This window comes from Microbacterium cucumeris (genome assembly GCF_058349845.2).
In genome coordinates this window covers 102,892-128,187 of record NZ_JBYRIZ020000005.1, presented here as the reverse complement: position 1 = coordinate 128,187, position 25,296 = coordinate 102,892, and the positions used below count along the sequence as shown (strand labels likewise).

Here is a 25,296-nt window from a genome sequence, read left to right as displayed (position 1 = left end):
GCGGGCCCGCCGCCGGCGGGCCCGCATCCCCATCGACTCGACGGAGAGAAAATGACCGCACCCGCAGCCACGGCAACCGCTGCCGTCTCGGCGCCCCCCGGCAAGCGCAAGGGCATCAAGAGCTCCTACCCGACGTGGTTCTACATCCCGTCGGCGGTGCTCTACATCGTCCTGTTCGCCGTGCCCACGTTCGCCTCGTTCTACTTCAGCCTCACCCGGTGGTCGCTGTTCGACATCGAGTTCATCGGCTTCGAGAACTACGTCCAGTTCTTCACGGAGCCCATGCTCGTGCAGGGCTTCGTCAACACGTTCATCTACGGCTTCGTGACGAGCGCCCTGAAGGTCGTCTTCGGCCTCGCGCTCGCGCTCCTGCTGACCGGATCCATCCTCGGCCGCGGCTACCTGCGGTCGACGATCTTCTTCCCGGTGCTCGTCTCCACCGTCGGCATCGGAATCACCTTCAAGGTGCTCATGGACCCGTTCGACGGGCTCATCAACCAGACCCTCGCACTCGTCGGCATCCAGGGGCCGGGGTGGCTCACCGACCCGGCATGGGCGCTGATGTCCGTCGCCTTCGTGGATGTCTGGAAGGGCGTCGGCATCGCGACGCTGATCTTCATCGCCGGTCTGGTCGCCATCCCGCAGGAGTACTTCGAGGCCGCCAAGGTGGACGGCGCGAGCGCGTGGCAGCGGTTCAAGAACATCACGCTGCCTCTCGTGCAGCCGGCCACCGCGACCGTGGTCCTGCTGTCGCTCATCGGCGGCCTGCGGTCGTTCGAGCTCATCTGGGCGATGACCAAGGGCGGCCCCGGCTTCACCAGCGACGTGATCGCATCGGTCATCTACAAGCAGTACCAGGCCGGGTTCTACGGCCTGTCGACGGCAGGCAACGTCGTCCTCTTCCTCGTCGTGACGGCGATCATCGTCCCGATCCAGTACATCCTGAACAAGAGGCAGGTGGAGTCATGACCCTCACCCGCACGATCACGACCTCCGGCTCCTCGAAGGCGCGGATCGCCAGGGAGGACCGCCGTCGCATGACGCCGCGCCTGTTCTTCACCCGGTACATCGTCGGGATCATCGCGATCCTCGCCTCGATCGTCGTGTTCATCGTCCCGTTCGCGTTCATCTTCCTCACGGCCGTGAAGAACCCGCAGGAGGCCTCCCTGTTCGAGTTCTCGCTGCCGGCGCAGGGCTGGTACCTGTGGGAGAACATCGTGACGGTCCTCGAGACGCGCGACTGGATGCTGGTGCGCGCGTTCATCAACTCGACGATCCTGACCGTCGCGAGCGTCGCGATCATGGTGGTGTTCGCAGCGATGGTCGGCTACATCCTGCAGCGGCGCAAGTCGAAGTGGAACCACGTCATCAACATCTTCGTGCTGGCGGGGCTCATCGTCCCACCCGCCGTGGTCCCGACGATCTGGGTGCTGCAGGGCATCGGGCTGTTCAAGACCATGCCCGGCATGATCCTGATCGAGGCGACCTTCGGCCTGAGCTTCTGCATCCTGCTCTTCCGCGCATTCGTCGCCACGATCCCGCGCGAGCTGGACGAGGCGGCCGTGATCGACGGTGCGGGACCGCTCCGGCTGTTCTTCCAGGTCGTGATGCCGCTGCTCAAGCCGGTCGCCGTCACGGTGATCGTCGTGCAGTCCGTCGCGGTGTTCAACGACTTCACCGGCCCGCTGTACTTCCTGCCCGGCGATGACAACGCCACCGTGCAGCTGACGCTCTACAACTTCCAGAGCCAGAGCCTCAGCCAGTGGAACCTGCTGTTCATGAACATCCTGCTGATCACGGTTCCGCCGCTGATCATGTACATCTTCTTCAACCGCCAGATCGTCGCCGGCATGACTAGCGGAGCGGTCAAGGGCTAGGAGACGGACGTCAGAAGTACTCGGCCGGGACCGTGCCCCGCAGCCACGCGAGCTCGTTGTCGCGGATGAACACCGACAGCGACTCGTCGCGGGTCTGGTCCCGGCCGAGCCACTCGTCCAGGATCGCGATCAGCGCGTTCGCCGTCCCGGTGCCCGGGTCCGCCACGACGGCGTCCCACGCCGCGACGAACCCGGCAGGACTCGGGACCTCCCGGACGAGGCGGTGGATGTACTTGGGACCGGGCATGAGCCGGTGATCCGCGGCGAGCGCCGCCCGCGCCGCGGCGAGCGTCAGATGGACCGCGGCGTGCTGAAGCAGGAACGGGTCGCCGTGCTCCTCGGCCTGGCGCAGGAAGTACCCGCCGTGCAGATGCGCCTGCGCGACGTGGGAGCGGATCCGTTCCGCCCAGACGTCCTCGCCGAGTCGGCTGATCCGGGACACCAGGGATTCCAGCTCCTCCGCCCGGCTGAACACGACGCGCGCGCCGGCGAACGAGGCCCTGGTCGGATCGTCCGCCCGCTCGACCGCTCGACGCAGGTAGTCGAGGTCCGCGAGCTTCACGTCGATGTACGACCCCGGGTAGTCCCGCCCGCGGCGATCGACCCAGGCCCAGCGATCCTCGGCCGCGGAGCGCGCGAACGCGTCCGCGGTGACCACGAGGTACACGTCGACATCCGAGTCCTCGCGCTCGGTGCCGCGCGCCACCGAGCCGATGACGACGACGCCGACGGTGTCCGGATCGGCGGCGACCTGATCGACGTAGGCGGCGAGCGCCCGTTCCTGATGCTCCATGACGCCGACGGTATCGCCTCGGCGCGCGCCGGCGCATCATCCCGGCGCGCGCCGGAGCATCAGGTCGTACGGCGGCGGCGGATGCCGAGGGCCAGCGCTCCTCCGAGAAGCAGCAGCGCAGCCCCGGCGACGATCCCGACGGTCGGGTCGCTTCCGGTCATCGGCAGGGAGCCGCCGGCTGAAGCCTCGGAGATCCGGAACGACTCGGAGAGCACCGACAGGCCGGAGGCGCCGATCGCCTCGAGCTCGTGGGTTCCCGCCTCCACGTCCTCGGGAATGTCGAGGACGCCGGTCAGCGTTCCGTCGGCCGCCACGGTGAGCACGCCGTCCAGCTCCGTCGGGGTGGAGTGCAGCACGAAGCGCACCTCCTCTCCGGGCTGGAAGCCGGTGAACTCCACCTGCATGCGCCCGCCGGGGACCAGCGCGGATCCCGGTGCCGCCGTGACCGTGCCGTGCGGCTCGATTCCGGATTCGCCGCCGGATCCGCCGTCGCCATCGCCCGGCTCGCCGCCGCCGTCGCCCGGTTCGCCGCCGCCTTCCCCGTCGCCGGGGCCGCCCGGCTCCTCGCTGTCGGCGGGAACCGTGCGGAACGAACGCACCTCGGAGTACTCTGTTCCGCCGTGCGGGCCGGTGGCGACCACGTACCAACCGTGCTCTCCTTCGGCCAGGTCCGACCAGGTCGCCGTCGCCTGGGCACCCGAGGCGACCCCGGCCTGCGCGCCGATCTCGTTCGCCGTCAGGATCTCGGCGCGGAACGAGTCCGCCGCGAGCGTCTTCGACGCCGGCACGATGCCCACGGCCTCGTAGGGGATCTCGAACTCCTGCATGCCCGCGGGATCGTTCAGCGACGGCTCGTCGGAGTCGAAGTCGTCCAGCGACGGCGAATACGTGCGCACGAGGATCCGCCCGCCCTCGTTGTCGAAGTGCGCGAGACGCAGGTAGCCCTGTCCGCCTTCCGGCAGGCCCTGGTAGTCGAACAGCATCGAGTACACCGTGCGGTCCGCGACGCCGTCGCCGTCGTCGTCGATCTCATCCGTCCGCGTGTAGGCGTCGTGGTAGTGGCCGGAGCTCACCGCGAACACATTGGCGTTCGGCGTCACCACCTCGTCGAAGACACGCTGCGGGAACGGGCCGAGACCTCCGGTGGTGAGCATGTACTCGTGCAGGTTGATCCACACCTTGCGCTCCGGGTAGCGCTGGATCACCCCGTTCAGCCAGGCGATGTCCTCGCTGTTGTCGGCCTCGTCGTTCGGCGTGGGCCATCCCATGTAGACCATCAGGAAGTCGATCCCGCCGGCGGACACGAGGTCGTAGTGGCCGCGGTTGTCCTTGTACGACCCGCCGTACCAGGGGTTGGCGGCGTAGCGGGCCTCGCCGAAGTGGCGCGAGTACTCGGTGTAGTCGGCGGCGTGGCCGCCCACGTCGTGGTTGCCCGCCAGAACGCCGTACGGGAGCTGCGCCTCATCGAGCATCGTGTAGGCGGCGTTCGCGTTGTCCCACTGATGCGGGTCGGTGTGGACGTTGACGATGTCGCCGTTGTGGATCATGTACTGCAGGTTGAGATTCTCGCGCTGGTCCAGCAGGAACTCGTGGATCGCGAGCTGATGCGGGTAGTAGTCGTCGGTCTCGTTGTAGTACTGGGTGTCGCTCTCGATCGCGATCGTGAAGTCGTACTCGCCGCGCGGCGTGGCGTCGGGGTGGTACGGCTCGACCGCGCTCGTGCGGGTCGACAGATCGTCGGCCGAGAAGCCGTCGGAATGCTGGACGAGCAGGGTCAGCTGTCCGTCCACGACGTGACCGTCGACGGGCACGAGCGCCCCGAGGGTGAAGTCGGTCTCGGCCTCCCCCGTCGTCAGATGCTCGGCGACCTGCTCCCATGCACCGTCGACCGTGCGCACGTACAGGATCACCTTCGCGCCGGCGTTGGCGCTGCCGCGCCAGTCGACCCGCGCGAGCGCTCCGGTGCCGACGTCCTGCGCCACGGCGATCGTGTACAGCTGATACGGCAGGCCGGTGGTGCTCGTCGTCTCGACGTCCACCCCGTCGGTGCCCAGCAGAGCCGCGAGGTCGTCGGCGCCCAGCACGTCGCCGCCGCTGCGGTCCGCCGTCTGCGAGTCCGAGACCGTTCCCGTGCTCACCGTGAGCTCCTCGTCGCCGGGCGCGTAGCCGTGGCCGGCCCGGAAGCTCACGTCGAGCGCGTCCTCCTCGGCCGAGGTCGGGGTGGCGGTCAGTTGCGCGACGTCGCCCTCGATGATCTCGCCGTCGGTCGGTCCGTCGAGCCGGATCGCCGGGCGTTCGTCGGCGGTCTCGAACGACACCGAGGTCGTGGCGGCGTTGCCCACGGCATCCGTGGCGGTGAACTCCGCGACGTGCGCGCCGGGGGCGAGCGCCAGGGAGGAGGTCTCCAGCGGCACGGCGATCGGGACGCCGTCCAGCGTCGCCGTGATCTCGGCGACGCCTGCTCCGTCGTCGGTCGCGGCGGCATCCACGACCAGGTGACCGCGGTACCTCTCGCCCTCGTTCACGGTGGGCGCGATGGCCGGGGCCGTGTTGTCGACGGCCACCGTCGTGGTGACCTCGTCCGCGCCGGCCCGTGCCGTGATCGCGTGGTCCCCGTCCGCGACGACCGTCGTGTCCCACTGGGTCGCCACCGAGGTGAACGCGTCCTCCGGGATCGTGAACGTCGCCAGGAACGACACCAGCGCCGCGTCGCTGAACGCGATCCGCTCGGACGGATCGGGGCACTCGACGAACGCGGGGGCGGTGACCTGTCCGTCCTGCTCCTTCGTCGTGGCGCAGTGCTCGGGCAGCAGGACGCGCCCGTCCGGCAGAGCGAGGCGCAGGTTCTGCGCCGCGAAGTCGTCGTTGTTCTCGTTGACGTCGGCGTTCGGCCAGGCCTTGGTGCCGGCCGTCACCGACAGGGTCACCTGCTCCCCGGGGGCGACGCGCTCGACCGGGACCGTCGCGTCGACCGTGACGATGCGCTCGTAGAAGCCCTCGTCGAAGATGCGCAGCACCTCGTCGCCGAGCTTGACGCCGTTGCGGAAGAAGGCGTCGGTGTTGGTCGCCTCGAACGCGAACACCGGTCCGGTCTCCAGGGACGGCGTGGCGCCCTCGACCTCGGTGCCGTCGATCTCGAGGCGGACACCGTCTCCGGTGGCCGCGACCCGCACCGACCCGGCGACGAACTGACCCTCCGTGAGGTTGAGCCGCACCGGCGCCGGCTCGCCGTCGACGAGAGCGACGTGCACGGGCCCCAGGCTTGAGCGCTGCATCCCATCGCTCGCGGTGACCGTGTACTCGATCCAGCGCTTGCCGAACAGGTCCGCGGCGGGGACCGAGTAGTCGTACCGGTCGGCGGCTGCGACCGTGAGGTTCCTGGTCTGGACCGCACCGAGGTTGTCGGTGAGCTCGAGGGTGACCGAGCGCACCAGGACGTCGTCCGTGATCGTGAAGCCGAGGTCGAGATCGGCCGTCTCGGGGACGTCCGTGCCGCCCGTCAGGTCGGCGATGATCGGAGCTTCTCCTGCAGCCGGAGCGGCGACGAAGGCGGCCGGCACCTGCCCGGCGCTGACGGATCCCGGAGTCGGGGCGGCGAGCGCGAGCATCGTCTGCGTCGTGCCGTCGGGCGCCTCCGGCGCCCACAGGTGCTCACCGGCCCCGGGGTTCCAGCCGTACTGGATCGCGGTGCTCGCGGTGGTCTGGTCGTCGGCGAAGTAATAGGCCCGGCTGACGTCGTGTCCGGTCGCGGTGGCGATCTGGATGCCGCGCGAGCCGCCGTTCGCCATCCCTCCCGTGAAGAGCTGGACGATGTCCTCGCCGAGCGCGAGGTCGGTGCCGAAGGCCGCGTTGAAATCGTCGACCGTGAGTCCGGCCGCGACGCCGGCCGGGTTCACGATCCACGCCACGAGCGTCCCGCCCGCGGGGATCACGACGTCGGCGGGGCTCGCCGGCCACAGCGTCGCGTTCAGCGTCACGGGGGCGCTCAGCGCGTTGTCGGTGTAGAGGTAGCTGAGCGCGTAGTCGCGGAAGTCGATCGGCGCATCCGAGGCGTTGAAGATCTCGACGAACTCGTAACCGTCGGCGCCGTCGACGTTGGCGGTGTCCGGTGCGAGCTCCGTGATCTGCAGGAGCGGCGCTCTCAGCTCCGGATCGGTCGGACGGTCCGGGTCGGGGCCGGTCGGGTCGGTGGGCGTCTCGCCGCCTTCGGGACGGACCAGCTGGGCGGGATCGACGGTGCCGGGCGTCGGAGCGCCCGTGACCGCGTCCGCGAGCACCGCGCCCGAGGCCGGGACCGTGTACTGCTCGGACAGGCCCTTGTTGCTCGTCCGGTCGAAGTCGACGCCCGAGACGAGGGTGGTGCGGTCCGGTGCGAACAGGCGGAACTCGCGCGCACCGCTGTTGGCGAAGCCGCCCTGCCCCACCGCGTGGAACAGCGGATAGGTCGACGACTCGTCGCCGTAGTGCGCGCGGAAGTCCGCCTCGTCGAGCTGCCACTGCTCGACCGCGGCCTCACCCGACCCCACGGCGTACCGCAGCCAGAGCACGGCCGACCCATGCGCGGGGATCACGGCCTCGCCCGCATCGCCCCCGCCCGGCGCGACGAGCTCGATCCACGACGCCCCGTTGTACTGCAGCGCGTGGTCGGCGACGTCGATCGGGGCGTCGGTGGTGTTCGCGATCTCGAGGAACTCGAAGTAGTCCTGGTCGGAGGGCGTGCCCGCATTGTCGGGCATGATCTCCGTGATCACCAGCTCCGGCAGCTCCTCCGCGGCGAAGGCGGGAGCGGCGACGCCGACACCGGTCGCCCCGACGGCGACGGCGGCGATTCCCGCGAGAAGGGCACGGACACGAGGAAGCGAGCGGAAGGTCACGGGACATCAGAGAATCGCTCTCGGCTGAACCGGACGACGCCGGACGGAGAACGGAGGGTGAATCGCCGGTGTCGCACGGATGACGGCCGCAGGTGTTGCATCGACCGCGCCCGCAATCTATTCTTGAAACGATTCACAACAACCCGAGGAGCCCGTCGACGATGACCGCACCCACTCGCGTGTGCTTCCAGCTCCAGGTGCGCCCCGACCTGCTGGACGAGTACCTGGCGCGCCATTCTCCGGTCTGGCCCGAGATGCTCGCGGAGATCGCCGCCGCCGGCCGGCGCAACTACTCGCTGTACCTCGGCGAGGGCGGCCGGCTCATCGGCTATTACGAGACGGACGACGACGCGGCCGCGCAGGCCTATCTCGCGGCCTCCGAGGTCGCCGGCCGCTGGGAGGCGGAGATGGCCCGATTCTTCGTGGGTCTCGACGGCCGGCCGGATCAGGCGGCGACCCCGCTCACCGAAGTCTTCAACCTGGCGGAGCAGCTCTCCGCCGCAGCATCCGAAACCGCAGAAAGCGAGTGAACATGTCCGTCCTCTCCCCCTCGAACCTCGCCGCACTGGAGCAGCAGGGCATCGAGCTGCCCAGCTGGGCCTTCGGCAACTCCGGCACCCGGTTCAAGGTGTTCGGCACGCCCGGCACGCCGCGCGATCCGTACGAGAAGATCGCGGATGCAGCGCAGGTGAACGCGTACACCGCGCTCGCCCCCTCCGTCGCGCTGCACATCCCGTGGGACCTCGTCGACTCCTTCGACGATCTGCGCAAGCACGCCGAGGATCTCGGGGTCTCGCTCGGCACGATCAACTCGAACACCTTCCAGGACGACGACTACAAGTTCGGCGCCCTCACGCACGAGGACGCCGCGGTCCGCCAGAAGGCGATCGACCACCACTTCGCGTGCATCGACGTCATGAACGCCACCGGATCCCGCGATCTGAAGATCTGGCTCGCCGAGGGCTCGAACTACCCCGGCCAGGCCGACCTGCGCGGGCGCCAGGACCGCCTGCACGACTCCCTCGAGAAGATCTACGCCCGCCTCGGCGACGACCAGCGCCTCGTGCTGGAGTACAAGTTCTTCGAGCCCGCGTTCTACCACACCGACGTTCCGGACTGGGGCACGTCCTACGCGCAGGTCGCGGCTCTCGGCGACAAGGCGATGGTATGTCTGGACACCGGTCACCACGCCCCCGGCACGAACATCGAGTTCATCGTCATGCAGCTCCTGCGCCTGGGCAAGCTCGGCTCGTTCGACTTCAACTCGCGCTTCTACGCGGACGACGACCTGATCGTCGGTGCCGCCGACCCGTTCCAGCTGTTCCGGATCCTCTTCGAGGTGATCCGCGGCGGCGGCCTGAACAACCCCGACGTGGCCTTCATGCTCGACCAGTGCCACAACGTCGAGGACAAGATCCCCGGCCAGATCCGCTCGGTGCTGAACGTCCAGGAGATGACGGCGCGCGCCCTGCTCGTCGACCGCGACGCCCTCACCGCCGCCCAGCGCTCCGGCGACGTGCTGGCCGCGAACGCGATCTTCATGGATGCCTTCTACACCGACGTCCGCCCGGCACTGGCCGAGTGGCGCGAGAGCCGGGGCCTCGCCGCCGACCCCATGGCGGCGTACGCGGCCTCCGGTTACCAGAAGAAGATCGCCGACGAGCGCGTCGGCGGCGTCCAGGCCGGCTGGGGCGCCTGAATCACCAGACCCGTCGGGGGCGCGGGAAGCCGATCCCCGCGCCCCCGGCGCACCACCTCACGAGAGCAGAGACCCGATGACCACGCCCTTTCCCGCCGCGGACGGACTCGTCCGCGTGTATCCGGCGGATGCCCCCGACGGCACCGGCCTCGTGTGGGCGCACGGCGGCGCGTTCGCCTTCGGCGACCTCGACATGCCGGAATCCGACTGGGTCTCCCGGCGGCTCGCCGCCCGCGGCACTACCGTCGTTTCCGTCGACTATCGGCTCGCCCCTGTTCCGGAGGGCTTCCGCGAGGACATGGCCGCCCGGCCCGGCCAGCACTATCCTGCGGGCTCCGACGACATGATCACGGCGTGGCGATGGACGCGCGACCACGCGCAGGAGTTCGGCATCGTGCCGGAGGCCCTCGCCATCGGCGGCACCAGCGCCGGAGGCAACCTCGCGGCCGGAGCCGCCCTGCGCCTCGCAGGTTCCGGCGAGTCCCCGGCGCTCGTCGTCCTCGCCTACCCGACCCTGCTCGCCGTGCAGCCCGCCCCGGATGCCGCGCTGCGCGCCGCGCTCGACGCGAATCCGGACGCCGACCGGTTCGGTCCGGCATCCGTGCTGTCCATGTACGAGAACTACCTCGGCGGACCGGTCGACGGGGCGCCGCTGGCGGCCGTGCCGGGACTGGCCGAAGCCGCCGATCTCACCGATTTCCCTCCCACGCTCATGATCAACGGCGACATCGACGAGCTGCGCGTCTCCGGCGAGCTCTTCGCCCGCACGCTCGCGGCGGCCGGGCGCGACGTCGACGTTGTCACCGAACCCGGCACACAGCACGGGCACCTGAACCGTCCCGACGAGCCCGCCGCCACCCGTTCCCTCGAGCGGATCGCCGCCCGTCTCGCCCAGCTCTCACCCACCCTCTCCGAAGGAATCTCCTGATGACGAACCCCACTGCCGCTGCGCTCATCGAGCGATCGAACCGTCTGGGCGCCGATCCGAAGAACACGAACTACGCCGGCGGCAACACGTCGGCGAAGGGCACCGAGACCGATCCGGTGACCGGGCAGCCGGTCGAGCTGCTGTGGGTCAAGGGCTCGGGCGGTGACCTGGGCACTCTGAAGGAGTCGGGTCTCGCGGTGCTGCGTCTGGACCGCATGCGCGCGCTCGTGGACGTCTACCCCGGCATCGAACGCGAGGACGAGATGGTCGCCGCGTTCGACTACTGTCTGCACGGCAAGGGCGGTGCTGCGCCCTCGATCGACACGGCCATGCACGGTCTCGTGGATGCCGCGCACGTCGACCATCTGCACCCCGACTCGGGAATCGCGATCGCGACCGCCGCGGACGGCGAGCAGCTCACCGCGACCATCTTCGGCGACAAGGTCGTGTGGGTGCCGTGGCGCCGTCCCGGTTTCCAGCTCGGACTCGACATCGCCGAGATCAAGAAGGCCAATCCGCAGGCGATCGGCACGATCCTCGGCGGCCACGGCATCACGGCCTGGGGCGACACTTCGGAGGAGGCCGAGGCCAACTCGCTGTGGATCATCGACACGGCGGCGGCCTACATCGCCGAGCACGGCAAGGCCGAGCCGTTCGGCCCGGTGCGCTCCGGTTTCGAAGCCCTGCCCGCTGGCGAGCGGCGGGAGCGGGCAGCATCCCTTGCCGCCACGATCCGCGGCATCGCCTCGCACGACAAGCCCATGGTCGGCCACTTCACGGATGCCGAGGTCGTGCTCGACTTCCTCGCCTCGTCCGAGGCTCCACGACTCGCAGCGCTCGGCACCAGCTGTCCCGATCACTTCCTGCGCACCAAGGTCAAGCCGTTGATCCTCGACCTTCCCGCCACGGCATCCCTCGAGGAGCAGATCGCCCGGCTGCACGAGCTGCACGAGGAGTACCGCGCGGACTACCAGGCGTACTACGACGCCCACGCGGACGCGGACAGCCCGGCCATCCGCGGCGCCGACCCGCTCATCGTGCTCGTCCCCGGCGTGGGCATGTTCTCCTACGGCGCGAACAAGCAGACCGCTCGGGTCGCCGGCGAGTTCTACGTCAACGCGATCAACGTCATGCGCGGCGCCGAGGCGCTGTCGACCTACTCCCCCATCTCGGACGCCGAGAAGTTCCGGATCGAGTACTGGGCGCTCGAGGAGGCCAAGCTGCAGCGGATGCCGAAGCCGAAGACGCACCAGGGCCGCATCGCGTTCGTGACCGGTGCCGCCAGCGGCATCGGCAAGGCCATCGCCACGCGTCTGGCGGCGGAGGGCGCGTGCGTCGTCGTGGCGGACCTCGATCTCGACAAGGCCCGGGCCTCCGCGGCCGAGCTCGGGAACACGGACGTCGCGATCGGCGTCGCCGCGAACGTGGCCGACGCGGACGCCGTGCAGGCGGCACTGAACGAGGCGGTGCTCGCGTTCGGCGGCGTGGACCTCGTGGTCAACAACGCCGGACTCTCGCTGTCGAAGCCTCTGCTGGAGACCACCGAGAAGGACTGGGACCTGCAGCACGACGTCATGGCCAAGGGCTCGTTCCTCGTCTCGAAGGCCGCAGCGCGGATCCTCATCGAGCAGAAGCTCGGCGGCGACATCATCTACATCTCGTCGAAGAACTCCGTCTTCGCCGGCCCGAACAACATCGCCTACTCGGCGACGAAGGCCGATCAGGCGCACCAGGTGCGGCTGCTGGCCGTCGAGCTCGGCGAGCACGGCATCCGGGTCAACGGCATCAACCCGGACGGCGTGGTGCGCGGTTCCGGCATCTTCGCCTCGGGCTGGGGCGCGAACCGCGCCGCCACCTACGGCGTCGCGGAAGAGGACCTCGGCCAGTTCTACGCGAACCGCACGATCCTCAAGCGCGAGGTCGTCCCCGAGAACGTCGCCGACGCCGTGTTCGTGCTCACCGGCCCCGAACTCAGCCGCACCACCGGCCTGCACATCCCCGTCGACTCCGGCGTCGCCGCCGCATTCCTGCGATGAGCGCGCCCATCTCCCGAGCCCTCTCGTTCGCCGAGCGACGAGCGCAGCTCCCCCTCCCCTCGATCGTTGAGGGACGAGCACAGCTCCCCCTCCCCTCGATCGTCGAGCGACGAGCGCACCCCCTTCCCTCGTTCGTTGAGCGACGAGCGCACCCCCTTCCCTCGTTCGTTGAGCGACGAGCGCAGCGAGGAGTCGAAACGCGGTCTTCGCTGATCAGCAGTCGCCGCGTCCCGCTTCGCTCCGTCAACTCGACGAGCGAGGCCGAAGAGCGGAGAGCAGCGTGACCCGCGCGGTCGCCGCGGTCGACCTCGGCGCCACCTCTGGTCGCGTCGTGATCGGGCGCATCGACGAGGACACCCTCGACCTCGAACTCGTGACGCGTTTCCCGAACGGCCCGATCGAGCGCGAGGACGGCCTGCACTGGGACTTCGACGCCCTCTACACGCACATTCTCGACGGTCTCGCCGAAGCCGTACGTCGCGAGCCGTCGATCGAGAGCATCGGCATCGATTCGTGGGCTGTCGACTACGGCCTGCTGCGCGAGGGAGAGCTGCTCGCCGAGCCGTTCCACTACCGGGATGAGCGCAGCGAGCGCGGCGTCGCCGAGGTCCATGCCATCGCCCCGTTCCCCGAGCTGTACCGCCGCAACGGCCTGCAGTTCCTGCCGTTCAACACGCTCTACCAGTACCAGGTGGACCCGGCGCTCGCGAACGCCGAGTCAGCGCTCCTGGTCCCCGACCTCGTCGCGTACCTGCTCACCGGCGCGCGCGTGGCCGAGCGCACGAACGCCTCGACGACCGGGCTGCTGAGCGTCGAGTCGTCGGAGTGGGACCGGGAACTCGTCGAGCGGCTCGGCATCCCGTCCGGCATCCTGCCTTCGCTCGTCGACCCCGGCACCGTGATCGGCAGGCTACGTCCGGAGATCGTGGAGCGCATCGGCCGGGACCTTCCGGTCATCGCGGTGGGCTCGCACGACACGGCCTCCGCGGTCGTGGCCGTTCCCCTGTCGACACCGGATTCGGCGTACATCTCGTGCGGCACCTGGGGTCTGGTCGGCGTCGAGCTGACCGAGCCGGTGCTGACGGATGCCGCGCGCGAGGCGAACTTCACGCACGAACTGGGCGTGGACGGCCGCTTCCGCTTCTTGCACAACGTGACCGGCCTCTGGCTGCTCAGCGAGACCGTGCGCGCCTGGGAGGCCGAGGACGGCGCGCCCATCGACCTGCCCGAACTGCTGGATGCCGCAGCCGCCGTGACCGGCGACGTCCCGCTGTTCGACGCGAACGACTCCTCGCTGAGCGCCCCCGGTGACATGCCAGCGCGCATCGCCGGCGTGCTGGCCGCGGCGGGATCGCCGGTTCCGGACGGCCGTGCCGCGTTCGCGCGCACGATCGTCGAGTCCATCGCTCAGGCGTTCGCGGATGCCGTGCGCACGGCGGGAGACCTCTCCGGTCGAGCGATCGACGCCATCCATCTCGTCGGCGGCGGATCCCTCAACCGGCTGCTGTGCCAGGCGACCGCCGACCGTTCGGGCATCCCCGTGCTCGCCGGTCCCGTCGAGGCGACGGCGCTCGGCAACGTCCTCGTGCAGGCCCGCGCTCTGGGCGCCGCTCCCGCGACGCTCGAAGAGCTGCGGGCTCTCGTCGCGCGCACGCACTCCCCCGTCCGCTACGACCCCGTGGGCACGGTGTTCCCCGCTCGGTGAACACCCCCTTCCGCTCGTTGAGCAGGTCCCCTCGTTCGTTCGTTGAGCGAGCCCCCTCCTCCGCTCGTTGAGCGAGCGAAGCGAGTCGAAACGCAGCCCACGCCCAGCAGCACCCACCCCGTTTCGACTCGGCCGGCTCCGCCGTCCTCGCTCAACGAACGAGAGAGCGTCGCCGGCCCGATCCGCCCGTTGAGCGAGCCCCCTCCTCCGCTCGTTGAGCGAGCGAAGCGAGTCGAAACGCGGCCCACGCCCAGCAACACCCACCGCGTCTCGACTCGGTCGGCTCCGCCGTCCTCGCTCAACGAACGAGAAGGGTGAGCGAGCGAAGCGAGTCGAGACCGTCACCGCGTCTCGCCGTGGACGGCGCGGCGCCCGGACACTGAGAAGGGTCCGGGCGCCGCGTGTTCGCACAACGGATCAGAAGTCGAAGTCGCCGATGTTGTCCGCGTCGAACACGAACGGGTCACCCAGCAGCACGACGCCGTCCGCGCCGACCTCGTACTCGCCGAGCTCACCCGCCTCGAAGGTGTCACCCTCTTCGCCGGTGATGTCGCCCTGGATGAGCGCGGCGGCCGCGTAGGCGGACAGGTAGCCGAGGTCCTCCGGGTTCCACAGCGCGAACGCGGTGACCGTGCCGTCCTCGACGTACTCGCGCATCTGGTTCGGCGTGCCGAGACCCGTCAGCGCGACCGTTCCCTTGTAGTCCGAGGTCGACAGATAGCGCGCCGCCGCGGCGATGCCGACGGTCGTCGGAGAGATGATGCCCTTCAGGTCCGGGTGCGTCTGCAGCAGCGCCGCGGTCTTGTCGAAGGATGTCTGATCGTCGTCGTCGCCGTACACGGTCTCGACAAGGGTGATGTCGGGGTAATCGCTGGCGAGGTACTCCTCCATCAGCTCGATCCAGGCGTTCTGGTTGGTCGCGTTGGCGGATGCCGACAGGATCGCGATCTCGCCCGCACCGCCGATCTGCTCCGCGATGAGGTCGACCTGGACCTTGGCGATGCCCTCGGCGTCGGCCTGATTGATGAACAGGTCACGGCAGTCCGGATTCGTGTCGGAGTCGAAGGTCACGACCTTCACCCGGGCATCGCGCGCCTCGTTCAGCGCGTCGCAGATCGCCTGCGGGTCGTTCGCCGAGACGACGAGCGCTCCGACGCCCTGCTGCGTGGCCGTGTTGATGTAGCTGACCTGGGCATCGGGGGTCGCCTCGGCGGGTCCGACCTCGGCGAACGTGCCGCCGATCTCGTCGACGGCCGCCTTGCCGCCCGTGCTGGAGGTGTCGAAATACGGGTTGCCGAGGTTCTTGGGCAGGAACGTGATGGTCAGGTTGTCGGATCCGCCGCCGGTTCCGCCGCCCTCGCCGTCCGTTCCGCCCCCGGTGTCGGCGCAGCCGGTCAGCACGAGGGCTGCGGCGACGGCGACGGCCGCGAGGGCCGTGACGCGCTTGCGTGCAAACTTCATTGTTCTTCCTTTCGTGATGTCACCGCTGACGGATGCCGGCGGCGAGAGGCCGCCTCATGGTGCGGGAGAGGCTGCGACGCGGGATGGCCCGACCCTCGCGCGCATGCGCTCGGCCCAGGACAGGATGCTGGCGCCGACGACCGAGAGGATCAGCAGGCCGCCGGTGATGATGTTGATGACGTCGCTCGTGACGCCGGCCAGGCGCAGAGCGCTGGAGAGCACCCCGATCAGCAGCACGGCCGCGACGACGCCGTGCAGGTGCCCGCGCCCTCCGAAGACGGAGACCCCGCCGAGCACGACCGCGGCGATCACCTGCAGCTCGAGACCGGTCGCGTTGTCCCCGCGCGCGCTGCCGAAGCGCAGCGTGTAGAAGATGCCCGCGAACGCGGCGACGAGACCGGCCAGCACGAAGAGGATGAACTTGGTGCGCTCGACGTGGACTCCGGAGAAGCGCGCCGCGTCCTTCGAGAGACCGATCGCGTAGATGCCGCGCCCGAAGGGCGTGAAGTGCAGCAGGACGGCGAAGACCACCACCAGGATCAGGAACGGCACCACGATGTACGGAATGGTGGTGCCGGCGATCTTCGCCTTGGCGAGATCCGTCCACAGCTCCGGGAAGTCGGTCACCGCCGTGGTCCCGAGAAGGCCCACCGCGAGCCCGCGGAACAGCGCCAGGGTGCCGATCGTCACGGCCAGCGACGGCAGCCCGACGACTGTGACGAGGAAGCCGTTGAACGCTCCCCCGATTCCCCCGACCAGCAGAGCGGCGAGCGCCGCGACTTCGAAGGGGGCGCCCGCCTGGGTGAGCACGCCGGTGACGACGCTGGCGAGACCGACCATGGAGCCGACCGACAGGTCGATCTCCCCGGTGACCATCACGAGCGTCATCGGCAGCGCGATGAGCAGGATCGGGGCGACATCCAGCAGCAGGTAGTTGTAGGTGATGGGCTGACCGAAGCCGCGCACGGTGGCCGACGCGACGACGATCACGAGGGCGAGCAGCCCGATGATGGCGAACTCTCTCGAGATGAGGACCCGTCGCCAGAGCGGCCGGTCGAAGTCGCGGATCACGCGGGTCGTCGTGGTGGTGGTCGCGGTCATGATTCGTCCCTCGCCTCGATGAGCCGACGTCTCTGCCTCACGGCGAGAACGCGATCCAGCACGATCGCTCCGATGATGAGCACGCCGACGACAGCGCGCTGCCAGAAGTCCGGGATGCCGAGGATGGGCAGAGCACGGTTGATGGTCATCAGAAGCATCGCGCCGATGGCGGCGCCCCAGACGGACCCGACACCGCCGGTGATGGCGATGCCGCCGATCACGGCGGCCCCGACGGCATCCAGTTCCCACCCGGAACCCGCCTGCGAACTGATCGAACCGTAGCGCGCCGCATAGAACACACCGGCGAGGCCGGCGAGCGCACCGGACAGGATGAACGCGCTGAGCACGCGGCGCGTGACCTTGAGCCCGTAAAGCTCGGCCGCCGCAGGATCGGATCCGATCGCGTAGTACTCGCGTCCTCCGCGGGTGTTGCGCATGTACCAGGCGGCCGCCGCGAGCACGAGGACGGCGACGATCGACAGCACCGGGATGAAGAGGATCTGCTGTGTGCCGAGCGCCAGGAAGTCCTTCGGCATGTCGGACGGGTTCACGCGATCGCTCCCGGTCCACAGGACGTTGATCCCGCGATAGGCGTAGAGCGTTCCGAGGGTGATCACCATCGCCGGCACGCGGGCGAAGGCGACAAGCGCGCCGTTGATCAGGCCGAGCACCGCCCCGAACAGCACGGCGGCGAGCACCACGACCACGATCGGGATGCCGGGGATGTCGATGAAGAGACGGCCGGTGAGGTAGGCGGTCAGTCCCATCACGGAGCCGACCGACAGGTCGACGTTGCGTGTGATGATCACGATCGCCTGGCCCACGGCGACCAGGACGAGGATGGACGGGGTCAGCAGCAGGTCCCGCCACCCGTCGGCGGAGAACAGGAAGTTCGGGTTCTTCACCGTGGCGGCGAGCACGACCAGGACGAGCGCGGCCAGGATGCCGAGCTCGCGAGCGCGTCCGACGCCGCCGAAGCTCTTCCGCACGGCGAACGCGGGGGCAGGGGCTGTGGTGGTCATGAGTGCAGCTCCGATGCGTGGGTCGCGGCGAACATGACGTTCTCGCTGGTGGCGTCCGCCCGGTCGATCTCCGCGGTGATGCGCCCCTCGCGCATGACGAGGACGCGATCGGCCATGCCGAGCACTTCTGGAAGCTCGGAGGAGATCATGAGGATGCCCATGCCCTGCCCTGCCAACTGCGAGAGAAGCCGGTGCACCTCCGACTTCGTCCCGACGTCGATGCCGCGGGTGGGCTCGTCGATGATGAGCACCCTCGGGTCCGTCGCGAGCCACTTGGCGAGGACGACCTTCTGCTGGTTGCCACCGGACAGCGTCGAGGCGACGGTGTCCAGAGCGTGCGTCTTGACCTCGAGGCGCGAGGCCCATTCCAGGGCGGCACGGTTCTCCATGCCGCTGGTGAGCAGGCCCCACCGGGCGATGCGGCGCCGGATGGCGAGGGTGATGTTGCCGCCGACGCCCGACTCGATCACGAGACCCTGCTTGCGCCGGTCCTCGGGGACGAGGGCGAGCCCCGCCCGCATGGCCTCGGTCGGATTCCGACGGGCTACCGGCGCCCCCAGCATCCGGACCGAGCCCTCCCGGTAGGCGTCCACCCCGAAGACGGCTCTGGCGACCTCGCTGCGACCCGCCCCCACAAGCCCGGCGAGCGCGACGATCTCGCCCGAGCGCACGGTGAGAGAGATGTCGTGGAACACGCCGGGACTGGTCAGCCCGGTCACCTCGAGCAGGGGATCGCCGATCGCGGCATCCTGCTTCGGGAACAGCTCGGTGATGTCGCGGCCGACCATCTGGCGCACGAGCTCGTCGACCGTGGTATCCGCGATCGGCGTGGTGGCGATGTAGGCGCCGTCGCGCATGACGGTGACCGTGTCGCACAGGGCGAAGACCTCGTCGAAGCGGTGCGAGATGAACAGGACCGCCCTGCCCTCGTCCCGCAGACTTCGCGCGACGGCGAACAGTCGATCGACCTCCACGCCGCTCAACGCCGCCGTCGGCTCGTCCATCACGAGCACACTGGCGTCGAGCGAGATCGCCTTGGCGATCTCGATGAGCTGCTGGTCGGCGATCGACAGGCCCTCGGTGATGCGATCGGGGTCGATCGCCACACCGAGACGCCGGAAGATCTGCTCGACCTCGGTGCGCATCGCCCTGCGATCGATGCGACCGTACCGGTTCACCGGCTGACGTCCCATGAAGATGTTCTCGGTCACCGACAGGTCGGGGAAGAGCGTCGGCTCCTGGTAGATCACAGCGATTCCGGCGGCCTTCGACTGCGCCGTGCTGGTGAAGTCGACGTCCTCGCCGTGCAGGCGGAAGTCACCGGAATCTCGGCGGTAGAGTCCCGCCATGATCTTGACGAGCGTGGATTTGCCGGCGCCGTTTTCGCCGATGAGCGCGTGGATCGAGTGCGGGCGCAGGATCAGGCTGCCGGAGCGCAGCGCGATCACGGGACCGAACGACTTCACGACGCGATGCAGCTCGAGCGCGGGATCGGATGCGCGCGGCATCGTGCCGGAGGGCGGGACTTCTGCGGCCACTGAGGTGTCCTCTCCTTCGAGGCCGAACGGGTTCGTACCGAATGAACCTTACATGAATCGATTCAGGCAGGTTTCAGGCTAGTGTATGGGAGACCGGTCGCCGATCAACACCCCCTGCGACCGAACTGTGACCCGACCGATGACGAGAGGATCTCCGGTGCCTGTCAGCATCCGCGACGTCGCGCAGCGCGCCGGCGTCTCCGTGGGCACCGTGTCGAACGTGCTGAACCGACCGGACGAGGTCTCGGCGGACTCGGTCGAGCGCGTGAGCCGGGCGATCGAGGAACTCGGGTACGTGCGCAATGACGCGGCGCGCAAGCTGCGCGCCGGCGTCAGCACCACGGTCGGGTTCGTGGTGCTGGACGGGCAGAACCCGTTCTACAGCGATGTGGTCCGCGGAGCCGAGGACGAGGCGTCCAGCCACGGGATCGCGATCCTGTACGGCAACACGGATGAGGATCCGTCCCGCGAGAAGGTCTACCTCGACCTGTTCCGGGAGCAGCAGGTCCGCGGTCTTCTCATCGCACCGTACGGCGATGTCATGACGCAGCTGCGCCGGTTCCGGTCGAGCGGCATCGCGACGGTGCTCGTGGACCGGTTCAGCGCCGACAGCGGCTTCTCCTCGGTCTCGGTCGACAGCGTGGCCGGGGGCCGGCTCGCTGTGGATCATCTCATCGAGTCCGGCCGGCGACGGATCGCGTTCGTCGGCGGCCCGTTCGACATGCGTCAGGTCACCGATCGCCTCGCCGGGGCACGCGCCGCGGCCGAGAACGCCCCCGTCCGCGTCGAGCTCGAAGTCATCGCCACGACGGCGATGACCGTGGCCGAGGGCGCCGCAGCGGGTGCGCGACTGCTCACGAGACCGCGTCGGGACTGGCCCGACGCGCTGTTCGCCGCGAACGACCTCGTCGCTCTCGGCCTGCTTCAGTCCCTCGTCGCCGGAGGCCGGATGCTGGTGCCCGAGGAGATCGCGCTCATCGGCTTCGACGACATCCCCTTCGCGGCCGCGGCCGCCGTTCCGCTGTCCTCCATCCGGCAGCCGAGTCGCATGATCGGCCGTACCGCGTTGCGGATCGTCCTCGAAGAGGCGGCGGATCCGGCCAGCATCCCGCGTCAGACCGTGTTCCCCCCTGAACTCATGGTGCGCCGTTCGACGACCGGGTGAAGCCCGCGGGCCCGGCCGTGACGCGAGCCCGCGCCCGCTCGTTGAGCGCGCCCCTCTCTTCGCTCGTTGAGCGAACCCCTCTTTCGCTCGTTGAGCGAGGAAAGCGAGTCGAAACGCAGCCGACGCCGAGCAGCACCCACCGCGTTTCGACTCGGTCGGCTCCGCCGGCCTCGCTCAACGAACGAGAAGAAGGCGAACGAGAGGAAGGCGAGCGGAGACGAACCGGGCGGGCTCAGCGGCCGTTGCCGTTCGAGCAGGTCTTCTGCTCGACCGTGGTGCCCTTGACCGACTCCGGCAGCGCGACAGCGGACTGGCTCGGAGCCGGCGCGGTCGTCTCGGACCCGGCGGAGGACGCGGGCTCGGGCGCGGTGGTCTCGGGCGCCTCGCCCTCCTCGATGACGACGCCGTCGTAACGGGAGGCCTCGTGCGTGATCTGGAGAGGCTGATTCGCCGCGATGGCGTCGAACAGGGCGGTCGCCGCCGAACGGATCGGAACGACGCGGTCCGCGTCGTTCGGGTCCGTGCTGACCGGGTACTGCAGGAACGCGATGTCCTCGAAGGGCACGTCCTTCACGGCGAGGGCGATCTGAGCGATGAGCATCGGGTTCGTCAGCGACGTGCTGGCCTCGATATTGCTCAGCCCGGTGTTCGCCAGGCGCAGCACCGTGGGGACGTCCCCGAGGGTCTCCTCCGCCCGCAGCTTCCGCACGAGCGCGTTGAGGTACACCTGCTGATTGCCGATGCGGGCGAGGTCGCTCTCGCCGACGAGGCCATGCCGCGTGCGCAGGAACGCCAGCGCCCGCTCCCCGGAGATCGTGTGCGTCCCGGCATCCAGGTCGAGTCCGGTATGCCGGTCGCGGATGCTGCTCGCCAGGCACACCTCGACCCCGCCGATCGCATCCGTGATCTCGATCACGCCGCCGAAGGTGACCGCCGCGGCGAACTGGATGTCCTGGCCGGTGAGCTCCGAGATCGTCTTGGCGACGCAGTTCAGTCCCCCGGCGGAATACGCCGTGTTCAGCTGCCCCTTGTCGGTCCCGTAGTACTCCGTGCCGTCCGGTGCCGTGCACGACGGGATGGGGACCATGAGGTCACGGGGGAAGCTGACGGCCGTGATCCGGCGCGGCTCGTCCGAGACGTGCACGAGCATGTTGACGTCGTTGAGCGTGCCCTCGGAGTCGGCACCCGTGCACCGTTCCCGGAAGAGGTGAGCGTACTCCGGCTCGCACGTGTCGACGCCGGTGAGCAGCAGGTTGAAGCCGCCCTCGAACGCACCGATGTCGGGCGGGACGGACTCGTGGCCCTCCAGCTCGACGGCATCGGCGGTCACGTCACCGATCAGCGTGCTGCCGACGAACGCGACCACCCCGACGCCGCTGACGAGGACGACCGCGAGCACGACCCCGACGATCTTCAGCAGCTGGGAGAGCGCGCCGGGGCTGCGCAGCTGTCCGTGCCGCGCCACGGTGCGCCGCCGGCGGGTCTTCTCACTCACACGGTGTCCTTCGGATCGGGCGGGGAGGATCCCCCGCTCAATCCTTGACGTTACCGTTGGAGCAGGTCTGCTGCGCCGCGGAGTTTCCCTTGATCGAGTCGGGAAGAGCCACGGCCGTCTCGGACGCGTCCGGGGCCGGCGTCGCCGTCTCCGTCGGCTCGACGGGCTCGACCGGCTCCTCGGTCGTGGGCGCCTCCTCGACGACGACCCCCTCGTTCTCGTTGTTCTCGTGCGTGATCTCGAGCGGCTGGTTGGCCTCGATCGCCGCGAAGAGCTCCCCGGCGGCTTCCCAGCTCGGGACGACCTTGTTCGCATCGTCCGGATCGGTGGCGGTCGGGTACTGCACGAAGACGATGTCCGAGGTCGGGACGTCCTTGAGGGCGAGTGCGATCTGGGCGATCGTCATGGGGGTCAGCGTCGAACTCGTCGTGAGGTTGTTCACGGCGGTGTCGGCGAGCTTCAGCATGGTCCCCACGTCGCCGAGCACCTCGGAGCTGAGCATCTTGCGCGCCAGCGACGACATGTACTGCTGCTGGTTGCCGATGCGCCCCAGGTCGCTGCCGTCTCCGACGCCCTTGCGGGTGCGCAGGAACTGCAGCGCCTCGTAGCCCTGGATCGTGTGGTTGCCGGCTTCCATGTCCAGGCCGGTGGCCTTGTCCTTGATGCCGCTCGCGAGGCACACCTCGACCCCGCCGATGGCGTTCGTGATCTCGATCACGCCGCCCCACGTGACGGATGCGGCGTACTGGATGTCCTGACCGGTGAGCTCCGTGACCGTCTGCGCGACGCAGTTGAGCCCGCCGTACTCCCAGGCGCTGTTGAGCGGCTGCTTGCTCATGGCGGAGTGCGTGTTGCCCTCCTCGTCGGTGCAGGAGGGGATCGCGAGCATCGTGTCGCGGGGGATGCTGACGACCGTCACACGGCGCGGCGCATCCGAGACGTGCACCAGAAGGTTCGTGTCGTTGAGCGTGGCGTCGCCGTCGCGATCCTCGCAGCGCTTGCCGAACATGTCGGCGTACTCCGGCTCGCAGGCGTCCACACCGACGAGGAGCATGTTGAATCCGCCCTTGTAGGCACCGATGTCCGGCGGGACGGACTCCTGCCCCTCGAGATCGACCGAGTTCTCCGCCACCGTGTTCAGCAGGGTCGTTCCCACATAGGCGGCGACGCCCACACCGCTGACGAGCACCACCGCGAGGGCGATGCCGATGATCTTCAGCAACTGCGAGACCGGACCCGGCGTGCGCAGCTGACCGTGTCGCGCGACGGTACGACGGAGTGGGGTCTTATCGCTCACTCGGTGCCTTTCGCTCTGCGGAGGGTGTGGGATTCGAACCCACGAGACATCTCTGCCCACTGGTTTTCAAGACCAGCTCCATCGGCCGCTCGGACAACCCTCCTCGCGCAGGAATGCACCTGCCCGATCAGGGGTCGAGTCTAGCCGAGTTCGCGGGAATCCCCGGCCACGCCGACTCTCATTCTCGCGTCATGACCTGGGGAGCTTCTGTGAGCAGAGTGTCCAGCGCGAGGGCGAGACCACCGTCGATGACGTCCTCGGTCACCTCGCCGGCAGCATCCTTCACCTCCGCCGGCGCCTGCCCCATCGCCACGGCCCGTCCGCCGACGCGAAGCGCCCAGCCGAACATGCCGATGTCGTTGCGCCCGTCTCCGGCGACGAGCACCTTGCCGGGCTCCATGCCGAGTTCGGCATGGACGCGCGCGAGCGCGGTGCCCTTGTCGACGCCCTGCGGTGCGATGTCCAGCCAGGCCGTCCACCCGATCGCGTAGGAGACCTCGTTGAGCCCGGCATCCGCGACGAGTCGGTGGAAGTCCTCCTCGTCGTGACCGGGCGCGACGACGACGACGCGCGACACCGGCTGCTCGCCGAGTTCGTCGAACGTCACCTGGCGGCCCCCGTCGAGCGTCCAGTCGTCGAGCTGCGCTGTGTACAGGCGCTGCCCTGAGGCGAGCTCGACCATGTAGCGCGCCTCCGGCAGCCGGTCGCCGAGCAGGCCGAGCACGGTGTGCGGGTCGAAGGTCTCCACATGCCAGCGCATCCAGTCGCCGTCCACGCGCCGCATCGTGACCGCGCCGTTCGAGCAGACCACGAACTCCGGGCTGATCCCGAGCGCATCGAGGTAGCGGTGCGTCGCCATCCAGCTCCGGCCCGTCGCGATCGTCACCATGTGCCCGGCGTCGCGCAGGCGACCGACCGCCTCGGGAACGCCGGGACTCATGGTCTCGTCCTGCAGCAGGATCGTGCCGTCGACGTCGAGGCCGACCAGCCAGGGCGCGTCGGTCGCCGCGGCCGTCACGCCTCCGGCTCCAGCACGGCGAGCCCGCCGAGGTAGGGTCGCAGCACCTCCGGGACGACCACCGAGCCGTCGGCCTGCTGGTGCGTCTCCAGGATCGCGACGATCCAGCGGGTGGTGGCGAGCGTGCCGTTCAGGGTCGCGACGTGCTGCGTCCTGGTCTGGCCGTCCTCGGATTCCGGGCGGAAACGCACGTCGAGGCGGCGCGCCTGGAAGCTCGTGCAGTTCGAGGTCGACGTGAGCTCCCGGAAGGCCCCCTGCGTCGGCACCCATGCCTCGATGTCGTATTTGCGCGCGGCGCTGGAGCCGAGGTCGCCGGCGGCGACGTCGATCACGCGGTACGCGAGTCCCAGCGCGGTGAGCATCTCCTCCTGGAGCGCGACGAGGCGCAGGTGCTCGGCCTCGGCATCCTCCGGCGTCGTGTAGACGAACATCTCGAGCTTGTTGAACTGGTGGACGCGGATGATCCCGCGGGTGTCCTTGCCGTACGAGCCGGCCTCGCGCCGATAGCAGGTCGACCAGCCGGCATAGCGCAGCGCGCCCTTCGACAGGTCGACGATCTCGTCCTTGTGGTAGCCCGCCAGGGCGACCTCGCTGGTTCCGACCAGGTAGAGGTCGTCGTCCTTGTCGAGGTGGTAGACCTCGTCGGCGTGCTCGCCGAGGAACCCGGTGCCCTGCATGATCTCCGGGCGCACGAGCGTGGGGGTGATGAGCGGCACGAAGCCGTTCTGCAGCGCCTTGTCGAGCGCCATGTTCATGAGCGCGATCTCGAGCCGTGCGCCCACGCCGCGCAGGAAGTAGAAGCGCGAGCCGGAGACCTTGACGCCGCGCTCCATGTCGATCGCGCCGAGGATCTCGCCGATCTCGAGGTGATCGCGCGGCTCGAAGTCGAAGGAGGGGGCCTCGCCGACGCGGCGCAGCTCGACGAAGTCCGCCTCGCCGCCCGCGGGAACGCCGTCGATCACGACGTTCTCGATCAGGGCCAGAGCGGATGCCGCGGCATCCGCGGCCTCGGTCGACGCGTGCTGGGCCTGCTTGACCCGCTCGGCGAGTTCCTTGGCCTGCGCGACGAGCGCCGCTTTCTCCTCCTTGGGCGCCTTCGCGACCTGCTTGCCGAACGCGTTCTGCTCGGCGCGCAGCTCCTCGAACGCGGTCAGCGCGGCGCGGCGCGATCGGTCGGCCTCGATCGCCGCATCGACGGTGGACGCGTCGTGCCCGCGCGCGATCTGCGAGCGGCGGACGACGTCGGGATTGTCGCGGAGAAGAGCGAGGTCGATCATCCGTCAAGTC

18 protein-coding genes and 1 tRNA gene are annotated in these 25,296 nt (G+C 69.2%); 8 read left to right on the top strand and 11 right to left on the bottom strand.

Annotated features, from left to right (window positions below):
• Positions 1–51 precede the first annotated feature (51 nt).
• Both AC3RXZ_RS14265 and AC3RXZ_RS14260 read left to right on the top strand, forming a co-directional pair.
• A complete protein-coding gene (locus tag AC3RXZ_RS14265; protein ID WP_243231754.1) occupies positions 52–969 on the top strand; it encodes a carbohydrate ABC transporter permease in 918 nt (305 codons plus the stop codon).
• The gene (locus AC3RXZ_RS14260; protein ID WP_374208995.1) at positions 966–1,877 is read left to right on the top strand and encodes a carbohydrate ABC transporter permease; all 912 of its coding nucleotides are present in this window, start codon (positions 966–968) and stop codon (positions 1,875–1,877) included. The genes AC3RXZ_RS14265 and AC3RXZ_RS14260 overlap by 4 nt, the downstream gene beginning before the upstream one ends.
• 10 nt (positions 1,878–1,887) lie before the next feature.
• Here AC3RXZ_RS14260 and AC3RXZ_RS14255 read toward each other — a convergent pair whose 3' ends face one another.
• Positions 1,888–2,670 (bottom strand): nucleotidyltransferase domain-containing protein, encoded by a 783-nt coding sequence (locus tag AC3RXZ_RS14255; protein ID WP_491494434.1) that lies wholly within the window; start codon positions 2,668–2,670, stop codon positions 1,888–1,890.
• A 59-nt stretch (positions 2,671–2,729) separates the two neighbouring features.
• Positions 2,730–7,544 (bottom strand): lamin tail domain-containing metallophosphoesterase family protein, encoded by a 4,815-nt coding sequence (locus AC3RXZ_RS14250; protein WP_491494433.1) that lies wholly within the window; start codon positions 7,542–7,544, stop codon positions 2,730–2,732.
• Between the two features lie 161 nt (positions 7,545–7,705).
• On the opposite strand from AC3RXZ_RS14250, the gene AC3RXZ_RS14245 reads away from it, so the two are divergent.
• From AC3RXZ_RS14245 to AC3RXZ_RS14225, 5 genes are all read left to right on the top strand, one after another.
• Positions 7,706–8,074, top strand: coding sequence for an L-rhamnose mutarotase (locus tag AC3RXZ_RS14245; protein WP_491494432.1), 369 nt, complete (start codon positions 7,706–7,708; stop codon positions 8,072–8,074).
• A gap of 2 nt (positions 8,075–8,076) precedes the next feature.
• Complete coding sequence (gene rhaI / locus AC3RXZ_RS14240; RefSeq protein WP_491494431.1) at positions 8,077–9,243, top strand: L-rhamnose isomerase; 1,167 nt, start codon at positions 8,077–8,079, stop codon at positions 9,241–9,243.
• A 76-nt stretch (positions 9,244–9,319) separates the two neighbouring features.
• Positions 9,320–10,171, top strand: a complete 852-nt coding sequence (locus tag AC3RXZ_RS14235; RefSeq protein ID WP_243231765.1) for an alpha/beta hydrolase — start codon at positions 9,320–9,322, stop codon at positions 10,169–10,171.
• On the top strand, positions 10,171–12,207 hold the full coding sequence (locus AC3RXZ_RS14230) for a bifunctional aldolase/short-chain dehydrogenase (RefSeq protein ID WP_491494430.1): 2,037 nt from the start codon (positions 10,171–10,173) through the stop codon (positions 12,205–12,207). Before AC3RXZ_RS14235 ends, AC3RXZ_RS14230 begins: the two co-directional genes overlap by 1 nt.
• Before the next feature lie 280 nt (positions 12,208–12,487).
• Positions 12,488–13,912 carry a rhamnulokinase gene (locus AC3RXZ_RS14225; protein WP_491494429.1) on the top strand — a complete coding sequence of 475 codons (1,425 nt, stop codon included), beginning with the start codon at positions 12,488–12,490 and terminating at the stop codon, positions 13,910–13,912.
• A 417-nt stretch (positions 13,913–14,329) separates the two neighbouring features.
• Here the strand turns inward: AC3RXZ_RS14225 and rhaS are convergent, their stop codons facing one another.
• The 4 genes from rhaS to AC3RXZ_RS14205 are packed head-to-tail and all read right to left on the bottom strand — an operon-like array spanning position 14,330 to position 19,004.
• On the bottom strand, positions 14,330–15,373 hold the full coding sequence (rhaS, locus tag AC3RXZ_RS14220) for a rhamnose ABC transporter substrate-binding protein (RefSeq protein ID WP_491494428.1): 1,044 nt from the start codon (positions 15,371–15,373) through the stop codon (positions 14,330–14,332).
• 54 nt (positions 15,374–15,427) lie between these two features.
• The gene (locus AC3RXZ_RS14215) at positions 15,428–16,474 is read right to left on the bottom strand and encodes an ABC transporter permease (RefSeq protein WP_243231775.1); all 1,047 of its coding nucleotides are present in this window, start codon (positions 16,472–16,474) and stop codon (positions 15,428–15,430) included.
• Positions 16,471–17,496, bottom strand: coding sequence for an ABC transporter permease (locus AC3RXZ_RS14210; RefSeq protein ID WP_243231776.1), 1,026 nt, complete (start codon positions 17,494–17,496; stop codon positions 16,471–16,473). Before AC3RXZ_RS14210 ends, AC3RXZ_RS14215 begins: the two co-directional genes overlap by 4 nt.
• Positions 17,493–19,004 (bottom strand): sugar ABC transporter ATP-binding protein, encoded by a 1,512-nt coding sequence (locus AC3RXZ_RS14205; protein WP_491494574.1) that lies wholly within the window; start codon positions 19,002–19,004, stop codon positions 17,493–17,495. Before AC3RXZ_RS14205 ends, AC3RXZ_RS14210 begins: the two co-directional genes overlap by 4 nt.
• Before the next feature lie 187 nt (positions 19,005–19,191).
• On the opposite strand from AC3RXZ_RS14205, the gene AC3RXZ_RS14200 reads away from it, so the two are divergent.
• A complete protein-coding gene (locus tag AC3RXZ_RS14200) occupies positions 19,192–20,199 on the top strand; it encodes a LacI family DNA-binding transcriptional regulator (protein WP_243231777.1) in 1,008 nt (335 codons plus the stop codon).
• 232 nt (positions 20,200–20,431) lie between these two features.
• On the opposite strand, the gene AC3RXZ_RS14195 is transcribed toward AC3RXZ_RS14200, so the two are convergent.
• The 5 genes from AC3RXZ_RS14195 to serS all read right to left on the bottom strand — a co-directional run bounded on the left by AC3RXZ_RS14195 (position 20,432) and on the right by serS (position 25,286).
• The gene (locus AC3RXZ_RS14195) at positions 20,432–21,694 is read right to left on the bottom strand and encodes an LCP family protein (RefSeq protein WP_491494427.1); all 1,263 of its coding nucleotides are present in this window, start codon (positions 21,692–21,694) and stop codon (positions 20,432–20,434) included.
• Positions 21,695–21,731: 37 nt separating this feature from the next.
• Positions 21,732–22,991 (bottom strand): LCP family protein, encoded by a 1,260-nt coding sequence (locus AC3RXZ_RS14190; protein ID WP_491494426.1) that lies wholly within the window; start codon positions 22,989–22,991, stop codon positions 21,732–21,734.
• 18 nt (positions 22,992–23,009) lie between these two features.
• Positions 23,010–23,094, bottom strand: a tRNA-Ser gene (locus AC3RXZ_RS14185).
• 75 nt (positions 23,095–23,169) lie between these two features.
• On the bottom strand, positions 23,170–24,009 hold the full coding sequence (locus AC3RXZ_RS14180; protein ID WP_491494425.1) for an HAD family hydrolase: 840 nt from the start codon (positions 24,007–24,009) through the stop codon (positions 23,170–23,172).
• Positions 24,006–25,286 (bottom strand): serine--tRNA ligase, encoded by a 1,281-nt coding sequence (serS, locus tag AC3RXZ_RS14175; RefSeq protein ID WP_491494424.1) that lies wholly within the window; start codon positions 25,284–25,286, stop codon positions 24,006–24,008. Before serS ends, AC3RXZ_RS14180 begins: the two co-directional genes overlap by 4 nt.
• Between the last annotated feature and the right edge of the window lie 10 nt (positions 25,287–25,296).